We start from the raw sequence: 18395 nt of genomic DNA, 5'->3' as shown, positions 1-18395 counted from the left end.
TTGTCGCCAAGGCGCTATCTGTCGGACGGGGCTCGCCCGAGCCCTGTCCGCCACCGCGCCGCCGCATCCCGCAGCGCCGCGCAACCCCGAGAGCGCATGTCGTTCGGCCCGCATGAGCCCGGAATGCCCCTGCGCAAGCGCAGCCGCTGGTGGTGGCTCGGGCCGCTGGCGAGCGTCGTCATCTTCGGTGCCTCGCTGGTCGTGCTCTGGCACATCATCAGCGGGATGGAGCCGGGCCAGCTCGCCGGCGCCTTCCAGAATGCGAGCCTGCGCCAGCTCGGCCTGGCCTGCGCCTTCACGGCGCTGAGCTACCTGCTGCTGACCGGCTACGACGCGCTGGCCTTGCGCCGGCTCGGTCTCTCGATCCCCTATCGCACCACGGCGCTGGCCTCCTTCACCAGCTATTCCGTCTCCTTCACGCTCGGCTTCCCGATCGTGACCGGCGGCACCGTGCGCTACTGGATCTATTCGCCGAAGGGCGTGCGGGCTTCCGAGGTCGCGAGCCTGACCGTGATCGCCGGCATCACCTTCTGGCTCGGGCTCGGCGCCATTCTCTGCGCCAGCCTGTTCTATGCCTCGGAAGCGGTCGCGATGCTGGCGCGGACCTCGCCGCTGATCGTCCAGGTCGTCGGCGGGCTCGTCGGCCTCGGCATCCTCGGCTATCTCGCCTGGATCGCGACCGACGAGCGCACGATCCGCGTGCGCGGCTGGAACCTTCACCTGCCCGGGCTCGGCACCACGCTCGGCCAGATGGCGCTCGGCGCCTGCGAGGTCTGCGCGGCAGCGGCCGTGCTCTTCGTGCTGCTGCCCGGCGGCTATGGCCTGGAATACCCGACCTTCCTCGCCGCCTATATCTTCGCCTGCCTGATCGGCATCGCCAGCCACGCGCCGGGCGGGCTCGGCGTGTTCGAGGCGACGATGCTGGTCGCGCTCAACCGCTTTCCCTATGAGCAGGTGCTGGGCGCGCTCCTGATCTTCCGGGTGGTCTATTACATCCTGCCCTTCGTCCTGGCGCTGGTTCTGCTGGCCCTGAACGAGATGATCCGCCGCATCCGCCGCCACGAGACCTGAGGGTCTGCTGGTATCTTGGGGAGCCACGGCGTCATTCCGGGGCGGGCCGGAGGCCCGAGCCCGGAACCCAGAACCGATGTCATCATGGATTTCGAGCCGTGGCCTGACCGCGCCTTTTTGCGGAAGCCATATCGGTTCTGGGTTCCGGCTCTTCGCTAACGCGAAGCCCCGGAATGACGGCAGCGCGTTGACAAGGCCGGATAGCCAAGCTCTGAGGGCCTCAAAGACCCTATTTCATCGCCACGATGATCAGCAGGAAAGCGAGCATCAGCAGGAGCAGGCGGAAGCTCCAGTTGATCTTGCCGAGCTGTTCGGCCGCGGTTTCCGGCCAGTCTTCCTCGCTCTCATGGACAGCTTCCGGCGCCGGAGCAGGCAACGGCGCGGCCTCGACGGCAACCGGCGAAAGGGGGCCGGGCCGCCATTCGATGGTCTCGATGAAGCCGCGCGCGGGCTGGGTCGAGCGGCCATCGGCATCGAGGCCCAGATACCAGTCGAGCAGCTCGCCATTCGCACGCCCGCGATCTTCCTCGCGGATCCAGAGGCTGGTCGTGGCGCTGAGCGAGAGTTCCTGCGCCAAGCCGGAGAGCATGTCTGCCTTGAGGGCCTCAAACACGGCCGGCGCCAGAAAGGCCTCGGCGAAGGGCAGTGCCTCGCCATTCTCGTCGCGGTAGCCGAGCATCAGGAGCAGGCGCGGCTGCTCTCCGGCCTGTGTCAGCGGCCGCAAGGTCAGGCCGATCGTGCCGGCCTCGCCCTCGAAGCCCGCGCGGCGCAGGCCGCCATCGATCACGGTCGCCTCGGCGAGGAAGCGCCGGCTCTCTTCCAGACGCCCATCACGGCTCTCGAAGCCGCCGACGAAGCGCAAGCCCGAGGCCGAGAGCCGGAAGCGCCGCGCCGCATCCTGGACATAGCGGGTCGACAAGCCCTCGATCGCCATCCGTCCGTCACTGACGGAGACGCTGCGCGCCACGCGTGATTCGTCCATATCCTCGTCCTGTTTCGCGGCGACGATAGCAGCTTGAGTTCAGCGCGTCAGGCGATGCTCCTGACAGCGTCACGCCGATGCCGCGGGATAAGGGCATCCTCGGCCGATCAAGGAGGCAAAAGACGATGGCAGACGAACTCGTTCTCTATACGAACCCGATGTCGCGCGGGCGCATCGCGCGCTGGATGATGGAGGAGATCGGCCAGCCCTATCGCGCCGAGATCGTCGGCTTCGGCGAGCCCATGAAAGGCGCCGCCTACAAGGCGATCAACCCGATGGGCAAAGTGCCGGCGCTGGTGCATGGCGATATGGTCGTCACCGAATGCGCCGCGATCTGCGCCTATATGGCCGATGCCTTTCCGCAGGCCGGGCTCGCGCCGGAGCCGGGCAGCCGGCTGCGCGGCCCGTATTACCGCTGGATGTTCTTCGCCGCCGGCCCGGTCGAGGCTGCCGTCAGCCACAAGGCCTTCGGCATGGAAGTCCCTGCCGACCGGGCACGCTCGATCGGCTACGGCACCTATGCCGATGCGATGGATACGCTCGAATACGCGGTGAGCCGCAGCGACTACCTGACCGGCGACCGCTTCAGCGCGGCCGACGTCTATGTCGGGTCGCAGGTGCTGTGGGGAATGCAGTTCGGCACGATCGAGAAGCGGCCGGCCTTCGAGGCCTACGGTGCCCGCATCTCGGCACGGCCGGCAGCCCGTCGCGCCAACGAGATCGACGATGCGCTGATGGCCGAGATGCAAAAACAGGCCTGATGCCGCAGCATGCGCCGGGAAACGCGCCCGGCGCATGGCCCATGACCGGCTGGACCGGTTGCCGCGCGCTGCCAGCAGAGCTAATCCTGCGATCAGACTATCGCCCGCCGCTGCCGGATGACCGCAGCCGCCGGGTCTTGCACGAAAAACCGCGATCGCCATGAACGACATGTCCGCCATCGCCAGGCCGCGCCACGGCATGGGCTTCTACCCCTTCGTGGGCCTCACCGCCGCGCTGATGGCGACGAATGCGCTCGCCATCGATTCGATGCTGCCGGCCCTGCCGCAGATGGCCGAGTCCCTCGGCATCGCCGAGGCCAACGAGCGGCAGTGGATCATCACCGCCTATCTGCTCGGCTTCGGCGTCTCGCAGATCTTCTATGGCACGATCTCGGATCGTTATGGCCGGCGTCCGGTCCTGCTCGTGGGCTTGACGATCTATGTCATCGCCAGCATCGCCGCGGCCTTCGCAGGCTCCTTCGAGGCGATGATGGCGGCGCGCGTGGTGCAGGGCATCGGTGCCGCCGCGACCCGCGTTCTCGTCGTCTCGATCGTGCGCGACTGCTATGCCGGCCGCGAGATGGCGCGTGTCATGTCGCTCGCCATGATCGTCTTCCTGGCCGTGCCGATCCTGGCGCCCTCGATCGGGCAGGCGATCCTCTGGGTCGCACCCTGGCGCTGGATATTCGGTGTGCTGACCGGCTTCGGTGCTGTCGTGATGATCTGGGTCCTGCTGAAGCTGCCCGAGACCCAGCATCCCGAGGATCGCAAGCCGATCGAGCCGGCGAGCGTACTGGCTTCCTTCCGCACGACGCTGACCAGCCGCATCGGCGTCGGCTACATGCTGGCCATGGCCTTCGTGCTCGGCGGCCTGTTCGGCTTCATCAACTCGGCGCAACAGGTCTTCGTCGACGTCTTCCACGCGCCGGAGCTGTTCACCACGATCTTCGCGCTGATCGCGATGTTCATGGCGGCCTCCTCGCTGCTGAACTCGCGCATCGTCGGGCGGCTCGGCATGCGCCGCGTCTCGCATGGCGCGCTGCTCGGCTATATCGCGCTGACAAGCATCCATGCGCTGGTGGCGCTCGCCGGCCATGAATCGCTCTGGAGCTTCGCGATCCTGCAGGGCGGGGCGATGTTCTGCTTCGGACTGATCGGCCCGAATTTCGGCGCCATGGCGATGGAGCCGCTCGGCCATGTCGCCGGCACGGCCTCCTCGGTGCAGGGCTTCGTGACGACGGTGATCGGCGCGCTGCTCGGCTTCTATATCGGCCAGCATTTCAACGGCACGGTCGTGCCGCTGACGCTGGGCTTCGCGCTCTGCGGCATCGCGGCGCTCGTCGTCGTGCTGATCGTGGAGAGGGGCCGGCTGTTCCACCCGGCGCCGGGCCGGGCCTGAAAGGGCTCTCCACCTTCGCACCGCCGCCTGCGGCGACGGGAATGCCTGGAATCCGCTTCGGTCCGATCGAGACCGAAAGCGGTCCGCGCTAGGCTCGGGAAAGACGCCGCCACCGCCTTCCCGCAGAACGCATCGAAGCGCTCAGGTCGTCTGCAGGTTCACGGCCGAGTTCTTGCCGGTCTTGCGGTCAGGCTCGAGATCATAGCTGACCTTCTGCCCCTCGTTCAGACCGCGCAGACCAGCGCGCGTCACCGCGCTGACATGGACGAAGACATCATTGCCGCCGCCATCCGGGGTGATGAAGCCGTAACCCTTGGTCTCGTTGAACCATTTCACGGTTCCCGTACTCACATGCCGTTCCTTCCATAGGCTCGCCGGTTCCCCCGGCGGGGCAGTGTAAAGAGCAAATCGTTCCACTTGCAACGACGCGCCGCACAACCCGTGCCGCGCCTGCGAAAAGCGTGCCGCAATGCCTCCCGCGCAAGCCCGCCGCGACGCAAGCCGCTTGCGGTCCTCGCGCCGCTCGCCCATGAACGGCGCAAGCTTGTGATCGAGGGAGCATCAGGATGAGCAATTATGTGATCGAACCGCCGGCCGTGATGGCCGTTCCGGTCGCGGGCGGCGGCTCCTTCCCGGTACGACGCATCTTCTGCGTCGGCCGCAACTATGCCGAACATGCCCGCGAGATGGGCCATGACCCCGACCGCGAGGACCCGTTCTTCTTCACCAAGCCGGCCGACGCGCTGGTGATCAACGGCGCCGACATGCCCTATCCGACGAAGACGAAAGACCTCCACCACGAGATGGAGCTCGTCGTCGCGATCGGCACCGGCGGCAGGGACATCACGGAATCCGAAGCGCTGGCTCATGTCTACGGCTATGCCGCCGGGCTCGACATGACCCGCCGCGACCTGCAGAACATCGCCAAGAAGGCCGGCCGCCCCTGGGACATGGCCAAGGGCTTCGACCTCTCCGGCCCGATCGGCGAGATCGTGCCCGCAAGCCATGCCGGCCATCCCAGCGCCGGCAAGATCGAGCTCACCGTCAACGGCGTCGTGCGCCAGAGCTCCGACCTCGCCAAGCAGATCTGGAATGTCGAGGAGACGATCGCCTATCTCTCCGGCCTCGTCGAACTGAAGCCGGGCGACCTGATCTTCACGGGCACGCCGGAAGGCGTCGCCGCCGTCGGCAAGGGCGATGTGCTCGAAGGCGTGATCGCCGGTGTCGGCACCGTCCGCACCCGCATCGCCTGATCAGACAGCCATCGCGAAGGACCGCATCATGCGCCTCACCCCCGACGCCTCCGGCGTCTTCCCGATCGCGCCGACCCCGTTCAATCCCGACGGCAGCATCGACTGGGCCTCGGCAGACCGGCTGTTCCAGTTCTATCACGACATCGGCTCGGACGGCGTCACCGTGCTCGGCATCATGGGCGAGGCGCCCAAGCTCGAGCCCGAGGAATCGGTCGAGCTGGTCAAGCGCTGCGTCGCCAGGATGGGCGGGAAGCCGATCATCGTCGGCGTCTCGGCGCCCGGCTTCGCCGCGATGCGCTCGCTCGCCCGGCAGGTGATGGATCTCGGCGCCGGCGGCGTGATGATCGCGCCGCCGCCCTCGCTGCGGACCGACGACCAGATCACCGGCTATTATGCGCAGGCCGTCGAGGCGATCGGCAGCGACATCCCCTTCGTCATCCAGGACTATCCGTTGACGCTCTCGGTAGTGATGACGCCGGCGGTGATCCGCAAGATCGTCATGGACAACCCCTCCTGCGTGATGCTGAAGCACGAGGACTGGCCGGGTCTCGAGAAGATATCGACCCTGCGCAAGTTCCAGAAAGAGGGATCGCTGCGGCCGATCTCGATCGTGACTGGCAATGGCGGCCTCTTCCTCGATTTCGAGATGGAGCGCGGCGCCGACGGCGCCAATACCGGCTACGCCTTCCCGGAGCTGCTGATCGACGTGGTGCGCCTGCAGAAGGCCGGCAAGCGCGACGAGGCCCATGACATCTTCGACGCGCATCTGCCGCTGATGCGCTACGAGCAGCAGCAGGGCGTCGGCCTGGCCGTGCGCAAGTACACGATGATGAAGCGCGGCATCCTGAGCCATGACGCCCAGCGCAAGCCGGGCTCCGTCCTCAGCGCCGCTGCGAAGGCCGAGGTGGACTATCTGCTGTCGCGCATCGCCAAGCACGATCCGCGCGCGAAGATCTGATCGATCGGAACGTCATTCTCGGGCGCCGCGCAGCGGTGACCCGAGAATCTCCGGCAAGAGATGCTCGGGTCAGGCCCGAGCATGACGCGTGGGTCTACCGGCTCAATGCCCCTTGTGCTCGCCCTCGGCGCCCTTGGCGGCGATCGAGTCGACCTTGAACTCGACATCGACGGTCCCGGCCTTCTCGAAGGTGAGCGTGCCCTTCATCATCTCGCCCTGCTTGAGCGGCTGCTTCAGGTCCATGAACATGATGTGGTAGCCGCCGGGCTTGAACTCGACCTTCTTGCCGACGGGCAATTCGACGCCCTGATCCAGCGGCCGCATCGTCATGATGCCGTCCTTCACCGCCATCTCGTGGATTTCAGAACGAGCCGCGAAGGGAACGGAAACCGAGACCAGCCGGTCGGCGGCCGGGCCGGTGTTCTCGATGGAGAGATAGCCGCCGCCGACCTTGGCGCCGGCCGGCGTGGCGCGGGACCAGGGATGGCCGATCTTGAGCGGCCCGGCCTTGAATTCATGGGCAGAGGCGAAGCCGGCCGAGAGCAGGAGAGCCGCGGCGGCGAGCGAAGAGGAAAGCTTCATGATGGATATCCCGAACGGATAAGGCCGCTGGTGCAGCCTCGTGAAAGATCGCCGTCGCCCGTTGCGGGCGGACAGGCCTGAATTGGATGCAGTGAGGCAGGCGAGGCGTTCAGCCCCGCGGCGGTGCGCGCGACTGCGCAAGCCCGGCCGCGAAGCGATGCGGCAAACCCTCCGCCAACAATGCCGGCGATGCCAGACGCGTGGCGAGCCGCCCCGGCGCCGGCACGGTCGCGGTTGGAGGCCCGGCGAGGACGGGATTGAGCGGGCAACCCTTGCAATGGGTGAGATCGCCGAGCGGGACGGGCTGGCCGTCCTCCGGAACCGGCGCGCCCGAGCAGAGCACGACACCGTCATGGCCACTCAGCGCCGCGAGCGCCGGGGCCGGCGCGAGCGCCAGAGCCAGCACGCACAACGCATAGGCGACCGCCAGCCAGGCTCCGAGCCCGGAGCGGCGAAGACGGTCGAGGAGGGCGGCGCGAGCCTGCATGGCCGCAAATGGCGCCGCTTGCCCGGTTTCGTCAAGCCGCGCATTGCCGCATCCGGCGGGCGATCGACGGCGTCCGGAGAATATTCTTCTCCAGCGTATCGTTTCTTCAAAAGAACGATCCGATTGACAAAGAGGACGATCTCCCTCAGATTGCGAGTGTTCCCGGAGCAATCGGGGAGCCGCGGAGATTTGAGCAGCAGCTTGCGCCGCGTCACCAAACGCTAAAGCGCCACGACTGGGTCGTGGGCTCCAGATCGAGGAGACTGACATGACCATGGTGAAAGCGAGCCGAAGCCCGATCCGCTTCCGCCACATGTCCTGCCGCTGTCGACGCTGAGATCGCAAGGCCGAAAGGTCCTTCCCATCCGTTCGTTCCGACACATGCCGCATCGGCGGCAGAAGGCAGTTCCATGTCCCAGCTTCATTCCCTCCCCGCCCGGGCTCGCCCGGCGCAGCAAGCCTATGTCATCGAGCTCGGCGAGGCACAGATCGGCCTCGTGAGCCGCCGTGCCGACGAGCGCGACTTCACCTTCGTCTCGGCCTCCGCCGCCTTCCGGGCGCTGGACGGGCAGCGTTTCGCAACGCCCGGCGCCGCCGAGATCGCCGCACGCCGGCTCTTCCGCTCGCAGCGGCGCACCCCACTGCTCCTGGCTTCGTGAGGCGGCGATGCAGCTTCTCTCCGCCCTCTGGGATGGCATCGCGAATTGGTTCGCCCAGGCCGTTCCCTTGACCTTCGACCCGCTCGACGCCGCGACCGCGGACGACCAGCGCCGCTCGGTCCATGACGTGACCATCGAGCAGCTCGGCATCGCCCACTGGTCCTGCCACACGCATTTCTGAGGACATGATGAACGCCCCCGTCAGACCCGGCACGCTCAGTGCCGGCGTTACCCCTTTGGCATTGCCTGATCCGGCGATCCGCTTCGAGCAGGTCGGCAAGACCTATCCGGGCCGCCGCGGCCAGCAGCCGGTCAGCGCGCTCGCCGGGATCGATCTCGACGTGCCCGCCGGGACCATTCTCGGCGTGATCGGCCGCTCCGGCGCCGGCAAGTCGACGCTGATCCGCCTCGTCAACGGGCTGGAGCGCGCCACCGAAGGGCGCATCCTGATCGAGGGCACGGATGTCACCGGCCTCACCGAATCCGGCTGGCGCCAGCAGCGCCGCCGGATCGGCATGATCTTCCAGCATTTCAACCTGCTGTCCTCGCGCACGGTCTTCGACAATGTCGCGCTGCCGCTGGAGATCGCCGGCGCTGGCAAGGCCGAGATCACGGCCAAGGTCGAGCGTCTGCTGGCGCTCGTCGGCCTGTCCGACAAGAGCGCGCGCTATCCGGCCGAGCTCTCGGGCGGGCAGAAGCAGCGCGTCGGCATCGCCAGGGCGCTCGCCACCGATCCGAAGGTGCTGCTCTGCGACGAGGCGACCTCGGCGCTCGACCCCGAGACGACGCGCTCGATCCTCGCTTTGCTGAAGCAGGTCAATCGCGAGCTCGGCATCACCATCCTGCTGATCACGCACGAGATTCCCGTCATCAAGGAGATCTGCGACCGCGTCGCGGTGATCGAGGGCGGGCGTATCGTCGAGCAGGGCGAGACCTTCGAGGTCTTCACCAACCCGCAGCATCCGACGACGGCGAGCTTCGTCGAGACGGTCACCGGCGTCGAACTGCCCGAGCATCTCGCCCATCGCATCCGGAGGGATGCGCGCCCCGGCGACAATATCGTGCTGCGCATCACCTTCCTCGGCGAGAACGCGACCGCTCCGGTGATCAGCCGGCTCAGCGCCATCGTCGGGGTCGACGTCAATATCCTGGCCGGGCGGATCGACGCCATCGCCGGCCAACCCTTCGGCAGCCTGCTCGTCACGGTGCCCTCGCGCGCCCCGGAGAGCGACGCCGTGCTCGGCGCCCTCAGGAGCCTCGGGCTCAAGGCGGAGGTGATCGGCCATGTCTCCTGACATCATCCGCCTGATCGCCCAGTCGACGCTGGATACGCTCGCCATGGTCGCAGTCGCGGCCGGGATCGGCACGGTCTTCGGCCTGCCGCTCGGCGTCTTCCTCGCCACCAGCAAGCGCGGCGAATTGTTCGCGGCGCCCGCCGCCAACCTGTTCCTCGGCACGCTGGTCAACGCCACGCGCTCGACGCCCTTCATCATCCTCGTCGTCGCGATCATCCCGTTCACCCGTCTGATCGCGGGCACCTCGATCGGCACCGCCGCCGCGATCGTGCCGCTCACCGTCGCCGCGACGCCGTTCATCGCGCGGCTGATCGAAGGTGCGGTGCGCGAGGTCGATCAGGGGCTGGTCGAGGCCGCGCGCGCCATGGGGGCCACGCCCGTGCAGATCGTGCGCAAGGTTCTGGTGCCCGAGGCCCTGCCGGCGATCGTGCTCGGCCTGACGCTGGCGCTGGTCAGCCTGATCGGCTTCTCGGCCATGGTCGGCGCGGTCGGCGGCGGCGGGCTCGGCGATCTCGGCATCCGCTACGGCTACCAGCGCTTCATGCCGGACGTGATGGCGGCGGTCGTCGCCGTGCTCATCGTCCTCGTCCAGCTCGTCCAGAGCATCGGCGACCGGCTCGCCCGCCATCTCAACAAGCGCCTGCGCCACGCCTGACGCTTCCCCGTTCATCCGCATCCGACTGAAGGAAACGACATCATGACGATCTCTCTCAACCGCCGCGCCGCGCTGCTCGCCGGCTTCGCCCTGACCCTCACCGCCGTCCCGGCTCTCGCCCAGCAGAACCAGGTGGTTCGCATCGGCGTCTCGCCCGGCCCGCATGCCGAGATCCTGGAGAAGGTGAAGCCGATCGTCGCCAAGAAGGGCATCGACCTCAAGATCATCGAGTTCTCCGACTATGTCGTGCCGAACCAGGCGCTCGATGCCGGCGAGCTGGAGGCCAATTCCTTCCAGAACCAGCCCTATCTCGACAACCAGGTGAAGGATCGCGGCTTCAAGATCGAGAGCGTCGGCCTCACCGTGAACTTCCCGCTCGGCATCTATTCGGCCAAGTACAAGGACTGGTCGCAGGTGCCGGATGGCTCGACCGTGGCGATCCAGAACGACCCGACCAATGGCGGCCGCTCGCTCCTGCTGCTGCAGGACAAGGGCGTGATCAAGCTGAAGGACGGCGTCGGCTTCAAGCCGAGCCCGGCCGACATCGTCGGCAACCCTAAGAAGCTCAAGATCATCGAGATCGAGGCCGCGCAGACCCCGCGCTCGCTGGCCGATGTCGCGGCCGCCGCGATCAACACCAACTATGCCGTCGATGCCAAGATCGATCCGGCCTCGGCGATCCTGCGCGAAGACGCCAAGGGCCCCTATGTCAACCTGATCGCCGTGCGCAGCGTCGACAAGGACAAGCCCTGGGTCAAGACGCTGGTCGAAAGCTACCACACGCCCGAGATCAAGGCCTTCGTCGCCGAGCGCTTCAAGGGCGCCGTCCTCGCCGGCTGGTAACCGTTCCTCCCCACCTGGCTCTCCAGTCAAATAGCCAGGCGCCTTGCCCCGGATGCGGACAGCATCCGGGGCTTTTCTTTTGCCTGATCAGCGCGGCAGCGGGCCGAAGGCGAAGAACTGGGTTTCGCCGGAGGAATCGTCGACGCCGTCATTATCGGTGACCACGAAGAGGTTGCCGGCCTTGTCGACCGTCATGCCCTCGACCTTGTCGAGGCCGTAGCCGCCAGCCTTCATCAGGTCCGGCGTCAGGTCGCGCAGCAGGGTCTTGGTCACGGTCGGGATGTCCGCCGCGCCGATCGCGGCCGGCTTCAGACCCTTCACCGAGAAGGTCTGGAGCGTCTTCACCGCCTTGGCGCCGAAGCCGTTGTCGCGCTCGATCACGGCGAAGCGGTCGTCACCCAGCGCGACGAGTTCGGACAGGCCCATCCAGAAGCCCGCGGCAGCTTGCGACAGCGGGTAATGCAGCACGCCCCATTCCTTGGTCGCCGGCTTGTAGGAGAGGAGCTTAGCCTTGCCCTTGGGATCGTCCTTCCATTCGCGCTGGACGGCGAGCCAGACGGTCTCGTCAGCGCCCGTGCCGGTCACCGCCACGCCCTCGAAGCCGAAGCGGACCGCATGCTTCGCGAGCGCTTCCGGCAGGCGAATCTCTTCCTCGACCTCGCCCTTGGCCGAGACGCGCAGCAGGATGTCGTCGAGCACCGCATCCTTCTTCTCGGGATTACCCTCGGAGGCCAGCCAGAAGCCGCCGCCCTCGCGGGTGGCGATGCCTTCGAGATCGTAGGAAGCGGGTTTGCCGTCCTTGGTGACGGTGAGCGCGCCGGTGATCTTCGCGGGCTTCTGCGTCGCGTCGATCTCGAGGAGGCGCGAGGGCGTATAGGCGCTGTCGGTGATCGCGAAGAGCTTGCCGGGCGCCGCGCGATCGGCAGCGAGGCCCGAGAGCGCGCCCCAGCCGATCGGCAGGCCGTTCTCGTCGGCGGACTGGATCGTCGGATAGGCGGCGGCCTGCTCGGCGCGGCGATAGATCATCACGGACGAACGCGCGCCGCCCTTCTCGCCGACATCGGTCTCGGAAGCCGAAACGAAGAGATCGCGCTGCGGGATGGCGAGCAGGCCTTCCGGACCGATGCCGGTCGGCAGCGCCTGCAGGAAGCGCGGCGCCTTGCCCGCACCCTCGTCCTTGTAGACCAGCACCAGCGAGGCGCGCTCCAGCCCGACGAAGATCAGCCGGTCGTTACCGTAGGTCGCGACCTCGATGCCCTCGGGCTCGCTGCCCTTGGCCGCCGAACGGCGCTCGGGATAATGGCCGAGGCGCATGGCGATGTGGTCGACATCGGAGCCGGAATCGAACTCGACCGTGCCGTCCTTGCGGAAGATCGTGAAGCCGCGCGAGCCGCCCTTCCAGTCACCCTCGTTGGCGGTGACGAAGCGGTCATTGTCGATCCAGCGCACGGCGTCAGGCTCGCGCGCGACGCCCTTCAGCTCCTCGGTCGGGCTGATCTTGCCGTCGCGGGTCTTGTCGATGTTCTTGAGATCGACGCTACCGGCCGAGAAATGCGTCACGACCTTGCCGGTCTTCGAGTCGACGATGACGAGGTGGTTGTTCTCCTGCAGCGTCACCACGACGAGCCCGTCTTGATTGACATCGACGAATTCCGGCTCCGGATCTGTCGGCTCGACGGCGGCGATGCCGGTCATGTCGACGATCTGGCGGGTGGCGCAGTCGATCGCGCCGTCCTTGATGCCGATCAGGGTGAGGTTGCCGGCGGGGAGCTGCGGCAGGGCGCCCTTGTTGAGCTTCTCGTCACGCTCGTTCTCGATGGCGATGACGATCTTGCCCTTGTCCTTGGTCAGCGTGACCGAGTCCGGCTGGCCGCCGAGGTCGCATTTCGCCACGACCTGCTTCGTCTTGAGGTCGACGGTGGCGAGATGGCCGGCCGGTTCCTTGAAATTGTTGCCGGAGGTGACGACCGCGACGAAGGCCTTGTCGCCGAGGATGGTGACCGAGGTGGACTCGCCTTCGAGCGGCACGAAGCCGGCCGGCTTCGGGTTGGCGGGGTCGGCGATGTCGATGATCCCCAGCGCCTTCTGCTCCGCGTCGGTATAGGCGAGCAGTGTGCCGTCGCCATTGGCGGCGATGATCTCGGAGACGGTCTTCTTGGCGGGATCGCGATCGGCCGGCAGGTTCTGCGGCACGGAGAAGGTGGCGATCCGGTTGAAGAGCGGCTCGGCCATGGCCGTGCCGCTGAGCAGGACAGCGGCGAGAGCCGCGAGGACGAGAGGCTGGCGCATGGGTTCTCACCGCTGACGGAAACAGAGGTCCGTCGGCTAGTCAGCCCATGCGACAGTCAGATGACGGTTTTCACCGAAGGGCCGCCGCGTCGCCGGCAGGCAGGGCCGCGCCCGAGCGCTTGAAGCCGATCACTTCGAGTTCGGTCACGATGGCGACCGCAGCGGCTTGCGCCAGGACGAAGGCGATACCGAGCCCGGTCGGCGCGAACCAGCCCATCAGCAGGATCGCGATACTGTCGGCGATCCAGAGCAGATTGACGCCGATCACGGCATAGATTGCGAGGTGCGGCAGGGTCTTGCGGCCTGCGAACCAGCCGAGAAGCGCCGCGCAGGGCAGCAGCACGAGGCCGGCGCCGCGCAGGAACTCCACGGGCAGGCCGAGCGGAGCGGCGAGCGGCCCGGCGGCAGCGGCGAGGATGAGGCCCATGCCGGCGCAGGCCGCGGCATCGAGGGCGAGAGCGGTGCGCAGCAGCGGCGAGGACTGGATGAGCGACATGGCATTCTCCTTGGCGGTTAGGGCCTCAAGCCCGTTTCGATGAGGGGAATGCTGACGGAACCGCGTCGGCCCGTCGATTAAGCGGGAGGTAATTGGAACCGGCCCTCGGGATCGCTAGCTTCTCCGCCATGAACACGCATCAGCCCCCTCCGATCGGCGCGCTCCTTCGCGACTGGCGCCAGCTCCGCCGCTTCAGCCAGCTCGATCTCGCACTCGAAGCCGAAATCTCGCAGAAGCACCTGAGCTTCATCGAAAGCGGCCGCTCGCGCCCGAGCCGCGAGATGGTTCTGCTCCTGGCAGAGCATCTCGGCGTGCCCCTGCGCGAGCGCAACGCATTGCTCCTGTCGGCCGGCTATGCCCCGATCTACCCGGAGCGTTCGCTGGAAGACCCGTCGCTGGATGCCGCCCGCAGCGCGATCGACCTGATCCTCAGGGGGCACGAGCCCTATCCGGCCGTCGCCGTCGACCGGCACTGGACGCTGCTGGCCTACAACAATGCCGTGACGCGGCTGCTCGGCCTCGTCGCGGATGCGGAACTGCTGCGGGCGCCCGTCAATGTGCTGCGCCTGTCGCTGCATCCGCAGGGACTCGCGCCCTTCATCCTCAATCTCGCGGAATGGCGCGCCCATCTCCTGGCGAGGCTGCGCCAGCAGGTGCGGGCGACAGCGGATGCCAAACTCGGCGAATTGCTGGGCGAGCTGATGGCCTACTCTCATCCGGGCGCCGGCACCCGCCACGAAGCCGAGGCAGAGGCCGCGATCGTGGTGCCCATGCAGTTGCGGCTCGGGGAGACCGTGCTGTCGCTGATCTCGACGACCACCGTGTTCGGCACGCCCATCGACGTCACCTTGTCGGAACTGGCGCTGGAGACCTTCTTTCCAGCCGACGCGGCGACCGCCGAAGCTCTGCGCGCCCTCGCAGCGGGAAGCGAAGCGGCGACCTGATGCTGGAACCTTTCCGTTTGATGTCGGTTGGTCTGGCGGAAAACGGCCAGGGGGCCGGACGTTCAGGAGCTAAGCGCTATGAGCAGCACGACCGACAAGATCAAGGGTCTCGCCAACGAGGCCGCCGGCAACGTCAAGCAGGCCGCCGGCAAGGCGTTCAACAAGCCGGGCCTGGAAGCCGAGGGCAAGGCCCAGGAGCTGAAGGGCGAAGCCCAGCAGGCGATCGGCAAGGGCAAGGATGCGGTCAAGAAGGCCGTCGACAAGGTCTGAGGCATCTGCCTCAAAAGCAAAAGGGCCGCCGAAAGGCGGCCCTTTTCATATTTGGTTCCGATTGCAGCTCAGGCCGTGCCGCCGAAGCCGCCGAGGAAATCCTTGACCCGGCCGAAGAAGCCCGCGGTCTCCGGGTGGTTGGTGTGCGAGCTTTCGCGCTCGAACTCCTCCAGCAATTCGCGCTGGCGGGCCGTCAATTTCTGCGGCGTCTCGACCACGACCTGGATGTAGAGGTCGCCGACCTCGCGCGAGCGCAGCACGCTCATGCCCTTGGCCTTCAGGCGGAACTGCTTGCCGGTCTGGGTGCCCTCGGGGATTTTCACCCGCGCCTGCTCGCCGGAGAGCGTCGGCACCTCGATCTCGCCGCCGAGCGCGGCTGAGACCAGCCCGATCGGCACGCGGCAGAACAGGTCGGCGCCGTCGCGCTGGAAGATCGCGTGCGGCTTGATCGAGAGGAAGATGTAGAGATCGCCGGGAGGCCCGCCGCGCAGGCCGGCCTCGCCCTCGCCGGCGAGGCGAATGCGCGTGCCGTCCTCGACGCCGGCGGGGATATTCACGGAGAGCGTGCGCTCGCGGGTGACGCGGCCGGCGCCCTGGCAGTTCTTGCAGGGGTCGTCGATGACCTCGCCGCGGCCCGAGCAGGTCGGGCAGGTCCGCTCGACCGAGAAGAAGCCCTGATTGGCACGGACGCGGCCATGGCCGCCGCAGGTCGGGCACTGACGCGATTTCGAGCCGGGCTTGGCGCCGGTGCCGGAGCAGGATTCGCAGGAGACCGAGGTCGGCACCCGGATCGACTCGTTCTTGCCGGTGAAGGCCTCTTCCAGCCCGATCTCGAGATTGTAGCGCAGGTCGGCGCCGCGCTCGCGGCCATTGGCGCCGCGCGCGCCGCCGCGACGGGCATCACCGAAGAAGGAATCGAAGATATCCGACATGAAGTCGGAGAAGTCGGCATTGCCACCGGGGCCACCGCCGCCGCCATTCTCGAAGGCCTGGTGGCCGAAGCGGTCATAGGCCGCGCGCTTCTGGCCGTCGGAGAGGACCTGGTAGGCCTCGTTGATTTCCTTGAACTTGATCTCGGCGTCCTTGTCGCCGGGATTCTTGTCCGGATGGTGCTGCATCGCGAGCTTGCGGAAAGAGCCCTTGAGCTCGACCTCCGTCACGGTCCGGCTGACGCCGAGAATCTCGTAGTAATCGCGCTTCGACATCGAAACGTCTGTCCCCGCAGCTTTGACGCGGCATGGCCGGGCAGCGAGCCCGGCCATCCGTCCAGCAGGCCATTCCCGAACGAGATGGCCGGGTCAAGCCCGGCCACAACGTCGCTTGCGTTACGAGCGCGGGTTACGCGCTCTTCTTCTTGTCGTCCGAGACGTCCTTGAAGTCGGCGTCGATGACGTCGTCCTTCTTGGCTTCCTCGGGCTGCCCGCCCTCGGCGGTGGCGCCTTCGGCCTGGCTCGCCGCATACATCGCCTCGCCCAGCTTCATCGAAGCCTGCATCAGCTCGTTGGTGCGGGCCGTGATGGCCTCGGCGTCGTCGCCGGTCAGCGCGGTCTTGAGCGCCTCAACGGCGGTCTCGATCGCGCCCTTGTCGGCCTCGGAGACCTTGTCGCCATAGTCCTTCAGCGACTTCTCGGTCGAATGCACCAGGCTCTCGCCCTGGTTCTTGGCCTCGACCACCTCGCGGCGCTTCTTGTCCTCGGCGGCGTTCGCCTCGGCATCCTTCACCATCTTCTGGATATCGGCCTCGCTGAGGCCGCCGGAAGCCTGGATCTTGATCTGCTGCTCCTTGTTGGTGGCCTTGTCCTTCGCCGTCACGGACACGATGCCGTTGGCGTCGATGTCGAAGGTCACCTCGATCTGCGGCATGCCCCGCGGAGACGGCGGAATGCCCATCAGGTCGAACTGGCCGAGCAGCTTGTTGTCGGCCGCCATCTCGCGCTCGCCCTGGAAGACCCGGATCGTCACCGCGTTCTGGTTGTCCTCGGCGGTGGAGAAGACCTGGCTCTTCTTGGTCGGGATCGTGGTGTTGCGGTCGATCAGGCGCGTGAAGACGCCGCCCAGCGTCTCGATGCCGAGCGAGAGCGGGGTCACGTCGAGCAGCAGCACGTCCTTGACGTCGCCCTGCAGCACGCCGGCCTGGACTGCCGCGCCGATGGCGACGACCTCGTCAGGGTTGACGCCCTTATGCGGCTCCTTGCCGAAGAACTGCTTCACGACCTCCTGCACCTTCGGCATGCGGGTCATGCCGCCGACGAGGACGACCTCGTCGATCTGGCCCGCCGACAGGCCGGCATCCTTGAGCGCCTTCTTGCAGGGCTCGATGGTGCGCTGGATCAGGTCGTCGACCAGGCTCTCGAACTTGGCGCGCGAGAGCTTGATGGCGAGGTGCTTCGGGCCCGAGGCATCCGCCGTGATATAGGGCAGGTTGATCTCGGTCTGGGCCGTGGTCGAGAGCTCGATCTTGGCCTTCTCCGCCGCTTCCTTCAGGCGCTGCAGAGCGAGCTTGTCCTTCTTCAGGTCGATGCCCTGCTCGCGCTTGAACTCGTCCGCGAGATACTCGACGAGGCGCATGTCGAAGTCCTCGCCGCCGAGGAAGGTGTCGCCATTGGTCGACTTCACCTCGAAGACGCCGTCGCCGATCTCGAGGATCGAGACGTCGAAGGTGCCGCCGCCGAGGTCATAGACCGCGATGGTACCGGCCTGCTTCTTGTCGAGGCCGTAGGCCAGCGCAGCCGCCGTCGGCTCGTTGATGATGCGCAGCACTTCGAGGCCAGCGATGCGGCCGGCATCCTTCGTCGCCTGGCGCTGGGCGTCGTTGAAATAGGCGGGAACCGTGATGACGGCCTGGGTGACGGGCTGGCCGAGATAGGCCTCCGCCGTCTCCTTCATCTTGGTCAGCGTGAAGGCCGAGATCTGCGACGGCGAATAATCCTTGCCGTCGGCTTCGACCCAGGCGTCGCCCGAGGAGGCCTTCTTGATCTTGTAGGGAACGAGCTTCAGGTCCTTCTGCGTCATCGGATCGTCGAAGGTCCGGCCGATGAGGCGCTTGATGGCGAAGAAGGTGCGCTCCGGGTTGGTGACGGCCTGGCGCTTCGCGGGCTGGCCGACCAGACGCTCGCCGTCATCCGTGATGGCGACGATGGAGGGCGTGGTGCGTGCGCCTTCCGAATTCTCGATGACCTTGGGCGTCGAGCCTTCCATCACTGCAACGCAGCTGTTGGTCGTGCCGAGGTCGATACCAATGACTTTACCCATGGATGGGATCCCTTTCGATTGAGCAGATCGCCGACCTGCGACGTTTGTGCGCCGCCTGCCGGCCCATGGACCGGATCGCCCCCGCTTCAGCGGCGAACGAAACCGGCATTCCACGTTTGACGGTGGTTAAACCGCCCCTTGGCGGCGTATATAGTGAGGGTGTTCCACCCCTTGCAAGACAGGCGAGCCGATTAAGAAT

The 18395-nt window shown here is 66.9% G+C and carries 20 protein-coding genes; 12 read left to right on the top strand and 8 right to left on the bottom strand.

Annotation, left to right across the window (positions count from 1 at the left end):
* Positions 1–123 precede the first annotated feature (123 nt).
* Positions 124–1071: a lysylphosphatidylglycerol synthase domain-containing protein gene (locus ACFJGT_RS25745; RefSeq protein WP_377844277.1), complete on the top strand. Its 948-nt coding sequence runs from the start codon at positions 124–126 to the stop codon at positions 1069–1071.
* A gap of 229 nt (positions 1072–1300) precedes the next feature.
* Here ACFJGT_RS25745 and ACFJGT_RS25740 read toward each other — a convergent pair whose 3' ends face one another.
* Positions 1301–2053, bottom strand: a complete 753-nt coding sequence (locus ACFJGT_RS25740) for a hypothetical protein (protein WP_377844275.1) — start codon at positions 2051–2053, stop codon at positions 1301–1303.
* A 125-nt stretch (positions 2054–2178) separates the two neighbouring features.
* Between ACFJGT_RS25740 and ACFJGT_RS25735 the strand changes: the two genes are divergently transcribed.
* Positions 2179–2814, top strand: a complete 636-nt coding sequence (locus ACFJGT_RS25735; RefSeq protein ID WP_377844273.1) for a glutathione S-transferase family protein — start codon at positions 2179–2181, stop codon at positions 2812–2814.
* A gap of 160 nt (positions 2815–2974) precedes the next feature.
* Positions 2975–4213, top strand: coding sequence for a multidrug effflux MFS transporter (locus ACFJGT_RS25730; RefSeq protein ID WP_377844271.1), 1239 nt, complete (start codon positions 2975–2977; stop codon positions 4211–4213).
* Between the two features lie 141 nt (positions 4214–4354).
* Here ACFJGT_RS25730 and ACFJGT_RS25725 read toward each other — a convergent pair whose 3' ends face one another.
* Positions 4355–4564, bottom strand: coding sequence for a cold-shock protein (locus ACFJGT_RS25725; protein WP_061971665.1), 210 nt, complete (start codon positions 4562–4564; stop codon positions 4355–4357).
* A gap of 215 nt (positions 4565–4779) precedes the next feature.
* Here ACFJGT_RS25725 and ACFJGT_RS25720 point away from each other — a divergent pair, with 215 nt between their 5' ends.
* Positions 4780–5466, top strand: coding sequence for a fumarylacetoacetate hydrolase family protein (locus tag ACFJGT_RS25720; RefSeq protein WP_377844268.1), 687 nt, complete (start codon positions 4780–4782; stop codon positions 5464–5466).
* Positions 5467–5494: 28 nt separating this feature from the next.
* Positions 5495–6424 (top strand): dihydrodipicolinate synthase family protein, encoded by a 930-nt coding sequence (locus ACFJGT_RS25715; RefSeq protein ID WP_377844265.1) that lies wholly within the window; start codon positions 5495–5497, stop codon positions 6422–6424.
* Between the two features lie 102 nt (positions 6425–6526).
* Here ACFJGT_RS25715 and ACFJGT_RS25710 read toward each other — a convergent pair whose 3' ends face one another.
* Both ACFJGT_RS25710 and ACFJGT_RS25705 read right to left on the bottom strand, forming a co-directional pair.
* Positions 6527–7006, bottom strand: coding sequence for a copper chaperone PCu(A)C (locus tag ACFJGT_RS25710; protein ID WP_377844263.1), 480 nt, complete (start codon positions 7004–7006; stop codon positions 6527–6529).
* A 109-nt stretch (positions 7007–7115) separates the two neighbouring features.
* Complete coding sequence (locus ACFJGT_RS25705; RefSeq protein ID WP_377844261.1) at positions 7116–7493, bottom strand: hypothetical protein; 378 nt, start codon at positions 7491–7493, stop codon at positions 7116–7118.
* Between the two features lie 410 nt (positions 7494–7903).
* Here ACFJGT_RS25705 and ACFJGT_RS25700 point away from each other — a divergent pair, with 410 nt between their 5' ends.
* The 5 genes from ACFJGT_RS25700 to ACFJGT_RS25680 are packed head-to-tail and all read left to right on the top strand — an operon-like array spanning position 7904 to position 10945.
* Positions 7904–8152, top strand: a complete 249-nt coding sequence (locus tag ACFJGT_RS25700; protein ID WP_377844259.1) for a hypothetical protein — start codon at positions 7904–7906, stop codon at positions 8150–8152.
* A 7-nt stretch (positions 8153–8159) separates the two neighbouring features.
* The gene (locus ACFJGT_RS25695) at positions 8160–8333 is read left to right on the top strand and encodes a hypothetical protein (RefSeq protein ID WP_377844257.1); all 174 of its coding nucleotides are present in this window, start codon (positions 8160–8162) and stop codon (positions 8331–8333) included.
* A gap of 7 nt (positions 8334–8340) precedes the next feature.
* Positions 8341–9447 carry a methionine ABC transporter ATP-binding protein gene (locus tag ACFJGT_RS25690; protein ID WP_377844254.1) on the top strand — a complete coding sequence of 369 codons (1107 nt, stop codon included), beginning with the start codon at positions 8341–8343 and terminating at the stop codon, positions 9445–9447.
* Positions 9437–10102, top strand: a complete 666-nt coding sequence (locus tag ACFJGT_RS25685; RefSeq protein WP_377844252.1) for a methionine ABC transporter permease — start codon at positions 9437–9439, stop codon at positions 10100–10102. Before ACFJGT_RS25690 ends, ACFJGT_RS25685 begins: the two co-directional genes overlap by 11 nt.
* Positions 10103–10144: 42 nt before the next feature.
* Positions 10145–10945 carry a MetQ/NlpA family ABC transporter substrate-binding protein gene (locus tag ACFJGT_RS25680; protein ID WP_377844246.1) on the top strand — a complete coding sequence of 267 codons (801 nt, stop codon included), beginning with the start codon at positions 10145–10147 and terminating at the stop codon, positions 10943–10945.
* A gap of 87 nt (positions 10946–11032) precedes the next feature.
* Here ACFJGT_RS25680 and ACFJGT_RS25675 read toward each other — a convergent pair whose 3' ends face one another.
* Positions 11033–13234, bottom strand: coding sequence for an esterase-like activity of phytase family protein (locus ACFJGT_RS25675; protein ID WP_377844243.1), 2202 nt, complete (start codon positions 13232–13234; stop codon positions 11033–11035).
* 70 nt (positions 13235–13304) lie between these two features.
* On the bottom strand, positions 13305–13730 hold the full coding sequence (locus tag ACFJGT_RS25670; protein WP_377844241.1) for a hypothetical protein: 426 nt from the start codon (positions 13728–13730) through the stop codon (positions 13305–13307).
* 128 nt (positions 13731–13858) lie between these two features.
* On the opposite strand from ACFJGT_RS25670, the gene ACFJGT_RS25665 reads away from it, so the two are divergent.
* Both ACFJGT_RS25665 and ACFJGT_RS25660 read left to right on the top strand, forming a co-directional pair.
* A complete protein-coding gene (locus ACFJGT_RS25665) occupies positions 13859–14674 on the top strand; it encodes a helix-turn-helix domain-containing protein (protein WP_377844238.1) in 816 nt (271 codons plus the stop codon).
* Positions 14675–14752: 78 nt separating this feature from the next.
* The gene (locus ACFJGT_RS25660) at positions 14753–14944 is read left to right on the top strand and encodes a CsbD family protein (protein WP_377844236.1); all 192 of its coding nucleotides are present in this window, start codon (positions 14753–14755) and stop codon (positions 14942–14944) included.
* 68 nt (positions 14945–15012) lie between these two features.
* Here the strand turns inward: ACFJGT_RS25660 and dnaJ are convergent, their stop codons facing one another.
* Together dnaJ and dnaK are read right to left on the bottom strand one after the other, a co-directional pair.
* Positions 15013–16149, bottom strand: a complete 1137-nt coding sequence (dnaJ, locus tag ACFJGT_RS25655) for a molecular chaperone DnaJ (RefSeq protein ID WP_377844234.1) — start codon at positions 16147–16149, stop codon at positions 15013–15015.
* A gap of 133 nt (positions 16150–16282) precedes the next feature.
* The gene (gene dnaK / locus ACFJGT_RS25650) at positions 16283–18196 is read right to left on the bottom strand and encodes a molecular chaperone DnaK (protein WP_377844231.1); all 1914 of its coding nucleotides are present in this window, start codon (positions 18194–18196) and stop codon (positions 16283–16285) included.
* Positions 18197–18395: the final 199 nt, after the last annotated feature.

The organism is Allobosea sp. UC22_33, assembly GCF_042700715.1.
Taxonomy (GTDB): Bacteria; Pseudomonadota; Alphaproteobacteria; order Rhizobiales; family Beijerinckiaceae; genus Allobosea.
The sequence above is the reverse complement of the archived record's forward strand: the minus strand, read 5'-3'. Positions and strand labels throughout refer to the sequence as shown.

Excerpts from the sequence above, each read along its gene's own strand:
- ACFJGT_RS25745 (WP_377844277.1), top strand. The coding sequence starts at position 124 with ATGCCCCTGCGCAAGCGCAGCCGCTGGTGGTGGCTCGGGCCGCTGGCG.
- ACFJGT_RS25740 (WP_377844275.1), bottom strand. The coding sequence starts at position 2,053 with ATGGACGAATCACGCGTGGCGCGCAGCGTCTCCGTCAGTGACGGACGG.
- ACFJGT_RS25735 (WP_377844273.1), top strand. The coding sequence starts at position 2,179 with ATGGCAGACGAACTCGTTCTCTATACGAACCCGATGTCGCGCGGGCGC.
- ACFJGT_RS25730 (WP_377844271.1), top strand. The coding sequence starts at position 2,975 with ATGAACGACATGTCCGCCATCGCCAGGCCGCGCCACGGCATGGGCTTC.
- ACFJGT_RS25720 (WP_377844268.1), top strand. The coding sequence starts at position 4,780 with ATGAGCAATTATGTGATCGAACCGCCGGCCGTGATGGCCGTTCCGGTC.
- ACFJGT_RS25715 (WP_377844265.1), top strand. The coding sequence starts at position 5,495 with ATGCGCCTCACCCCCGACGCCTCCGGCGTCTTCCCGATCGCGCCGACC.
- ACFJGT_RS25710 (WP_377844263.1), bottom strand. The coding sequence starts at position 7,006 with ATGAAGCTTTCCTCTTCGCTCGCCGCCGCGGCTCTCCTGCTCTCGGCC.
- ACFJGT_RS25705 (WP_377844261.1), bottom strand. The coding sequence starts at position 7,493 with ATGCAGGCTCGCGCCGCCCTCCTCGACCGTCTTCGCCGCTCCGGGCTC.
- ACFJGT_RS25700 (WP_377844259.1), top strand. The coding sequence starts at position 7,904 with ATGTCCCAGCTTCATTCCCTCCCCGCCCGGGCTCGCCCGGCGCAGCAA.
- ACFJGT_RS25695 (WP_377844257.1), top strand. The coding sequence starts at position 8,160 with ATGCAGCTTCTCTCCGCCCTCTGGGATGGCATCGCGAATTGGTTCGCC.
- ACFJGT_RS25690 (WP_377844254.1), top strand. The coding sequence starts at position 8,341 with ATGAACGCCCCCGTCAGACCCGGCACGCTCAGTGCCGGCGTTACCCCT.
- ACFJGT_RS25685 (WP_377844252.1), top strand. The coding sequence starts at position 9,437 with ATGTCTCCTGACATCATCCGCCTGATCGCCCAGTCGACGCTGGATACG.
- ACFJGT_RS25680 (WP_377844246.1), top strand. The coding sequence starts at position 10,145 with ATGACGATCTCTCTCAACCGCCGCGCCGCGCTGCTCGCCGGCTTCGCC.
- ACFJGT_RS25675 (WP_377844243.1), bottom strand. The coding sequence starts at position 13,234 with ATGCGCCAGCCTCTCGTCCTCGCGGCTCTCGCCGCTGTCCTGCTCAGC.
- ACFJGT_RS25670 (WP_377844241.1), bottom strand. The coding sequence starts at position 13,730 with ATGTCGCTCATCCAGTCCTCGCCGCTGCTGCGCACCGCTCTCGCCCTC.
- ACFJGT_RS25665 (WP_377844238.1), top strand. The coding sequence starts at position 13,859 with ATGAACACGCATCAGCCCCCTCCGATCGGCGCGCTCCTTCGCGACTGG.
- ACFJGT_RS25660 (WP_377844236.1), top strand. The coding sequence starts at position 14,753 with ATGAGCAGCACGACCGACAAGATCAAGGGTCTCGCCAACGAGGCCGCC.
- dnaJ (WP_377844234.1), bottom strand. The coding sequence starts at position 16,149 with ATGTCGAAGCGCGATTACTACGAGATTCTCGGCGTCAGCCGGACCGTG.
- dnaK (WP_377844231.1), bottom strand. The coding sequence starts at position 18,196 with ATGGGTAAAGTCATTGGTATCGACCTCGGCACGACCAACAGCTGCGTT.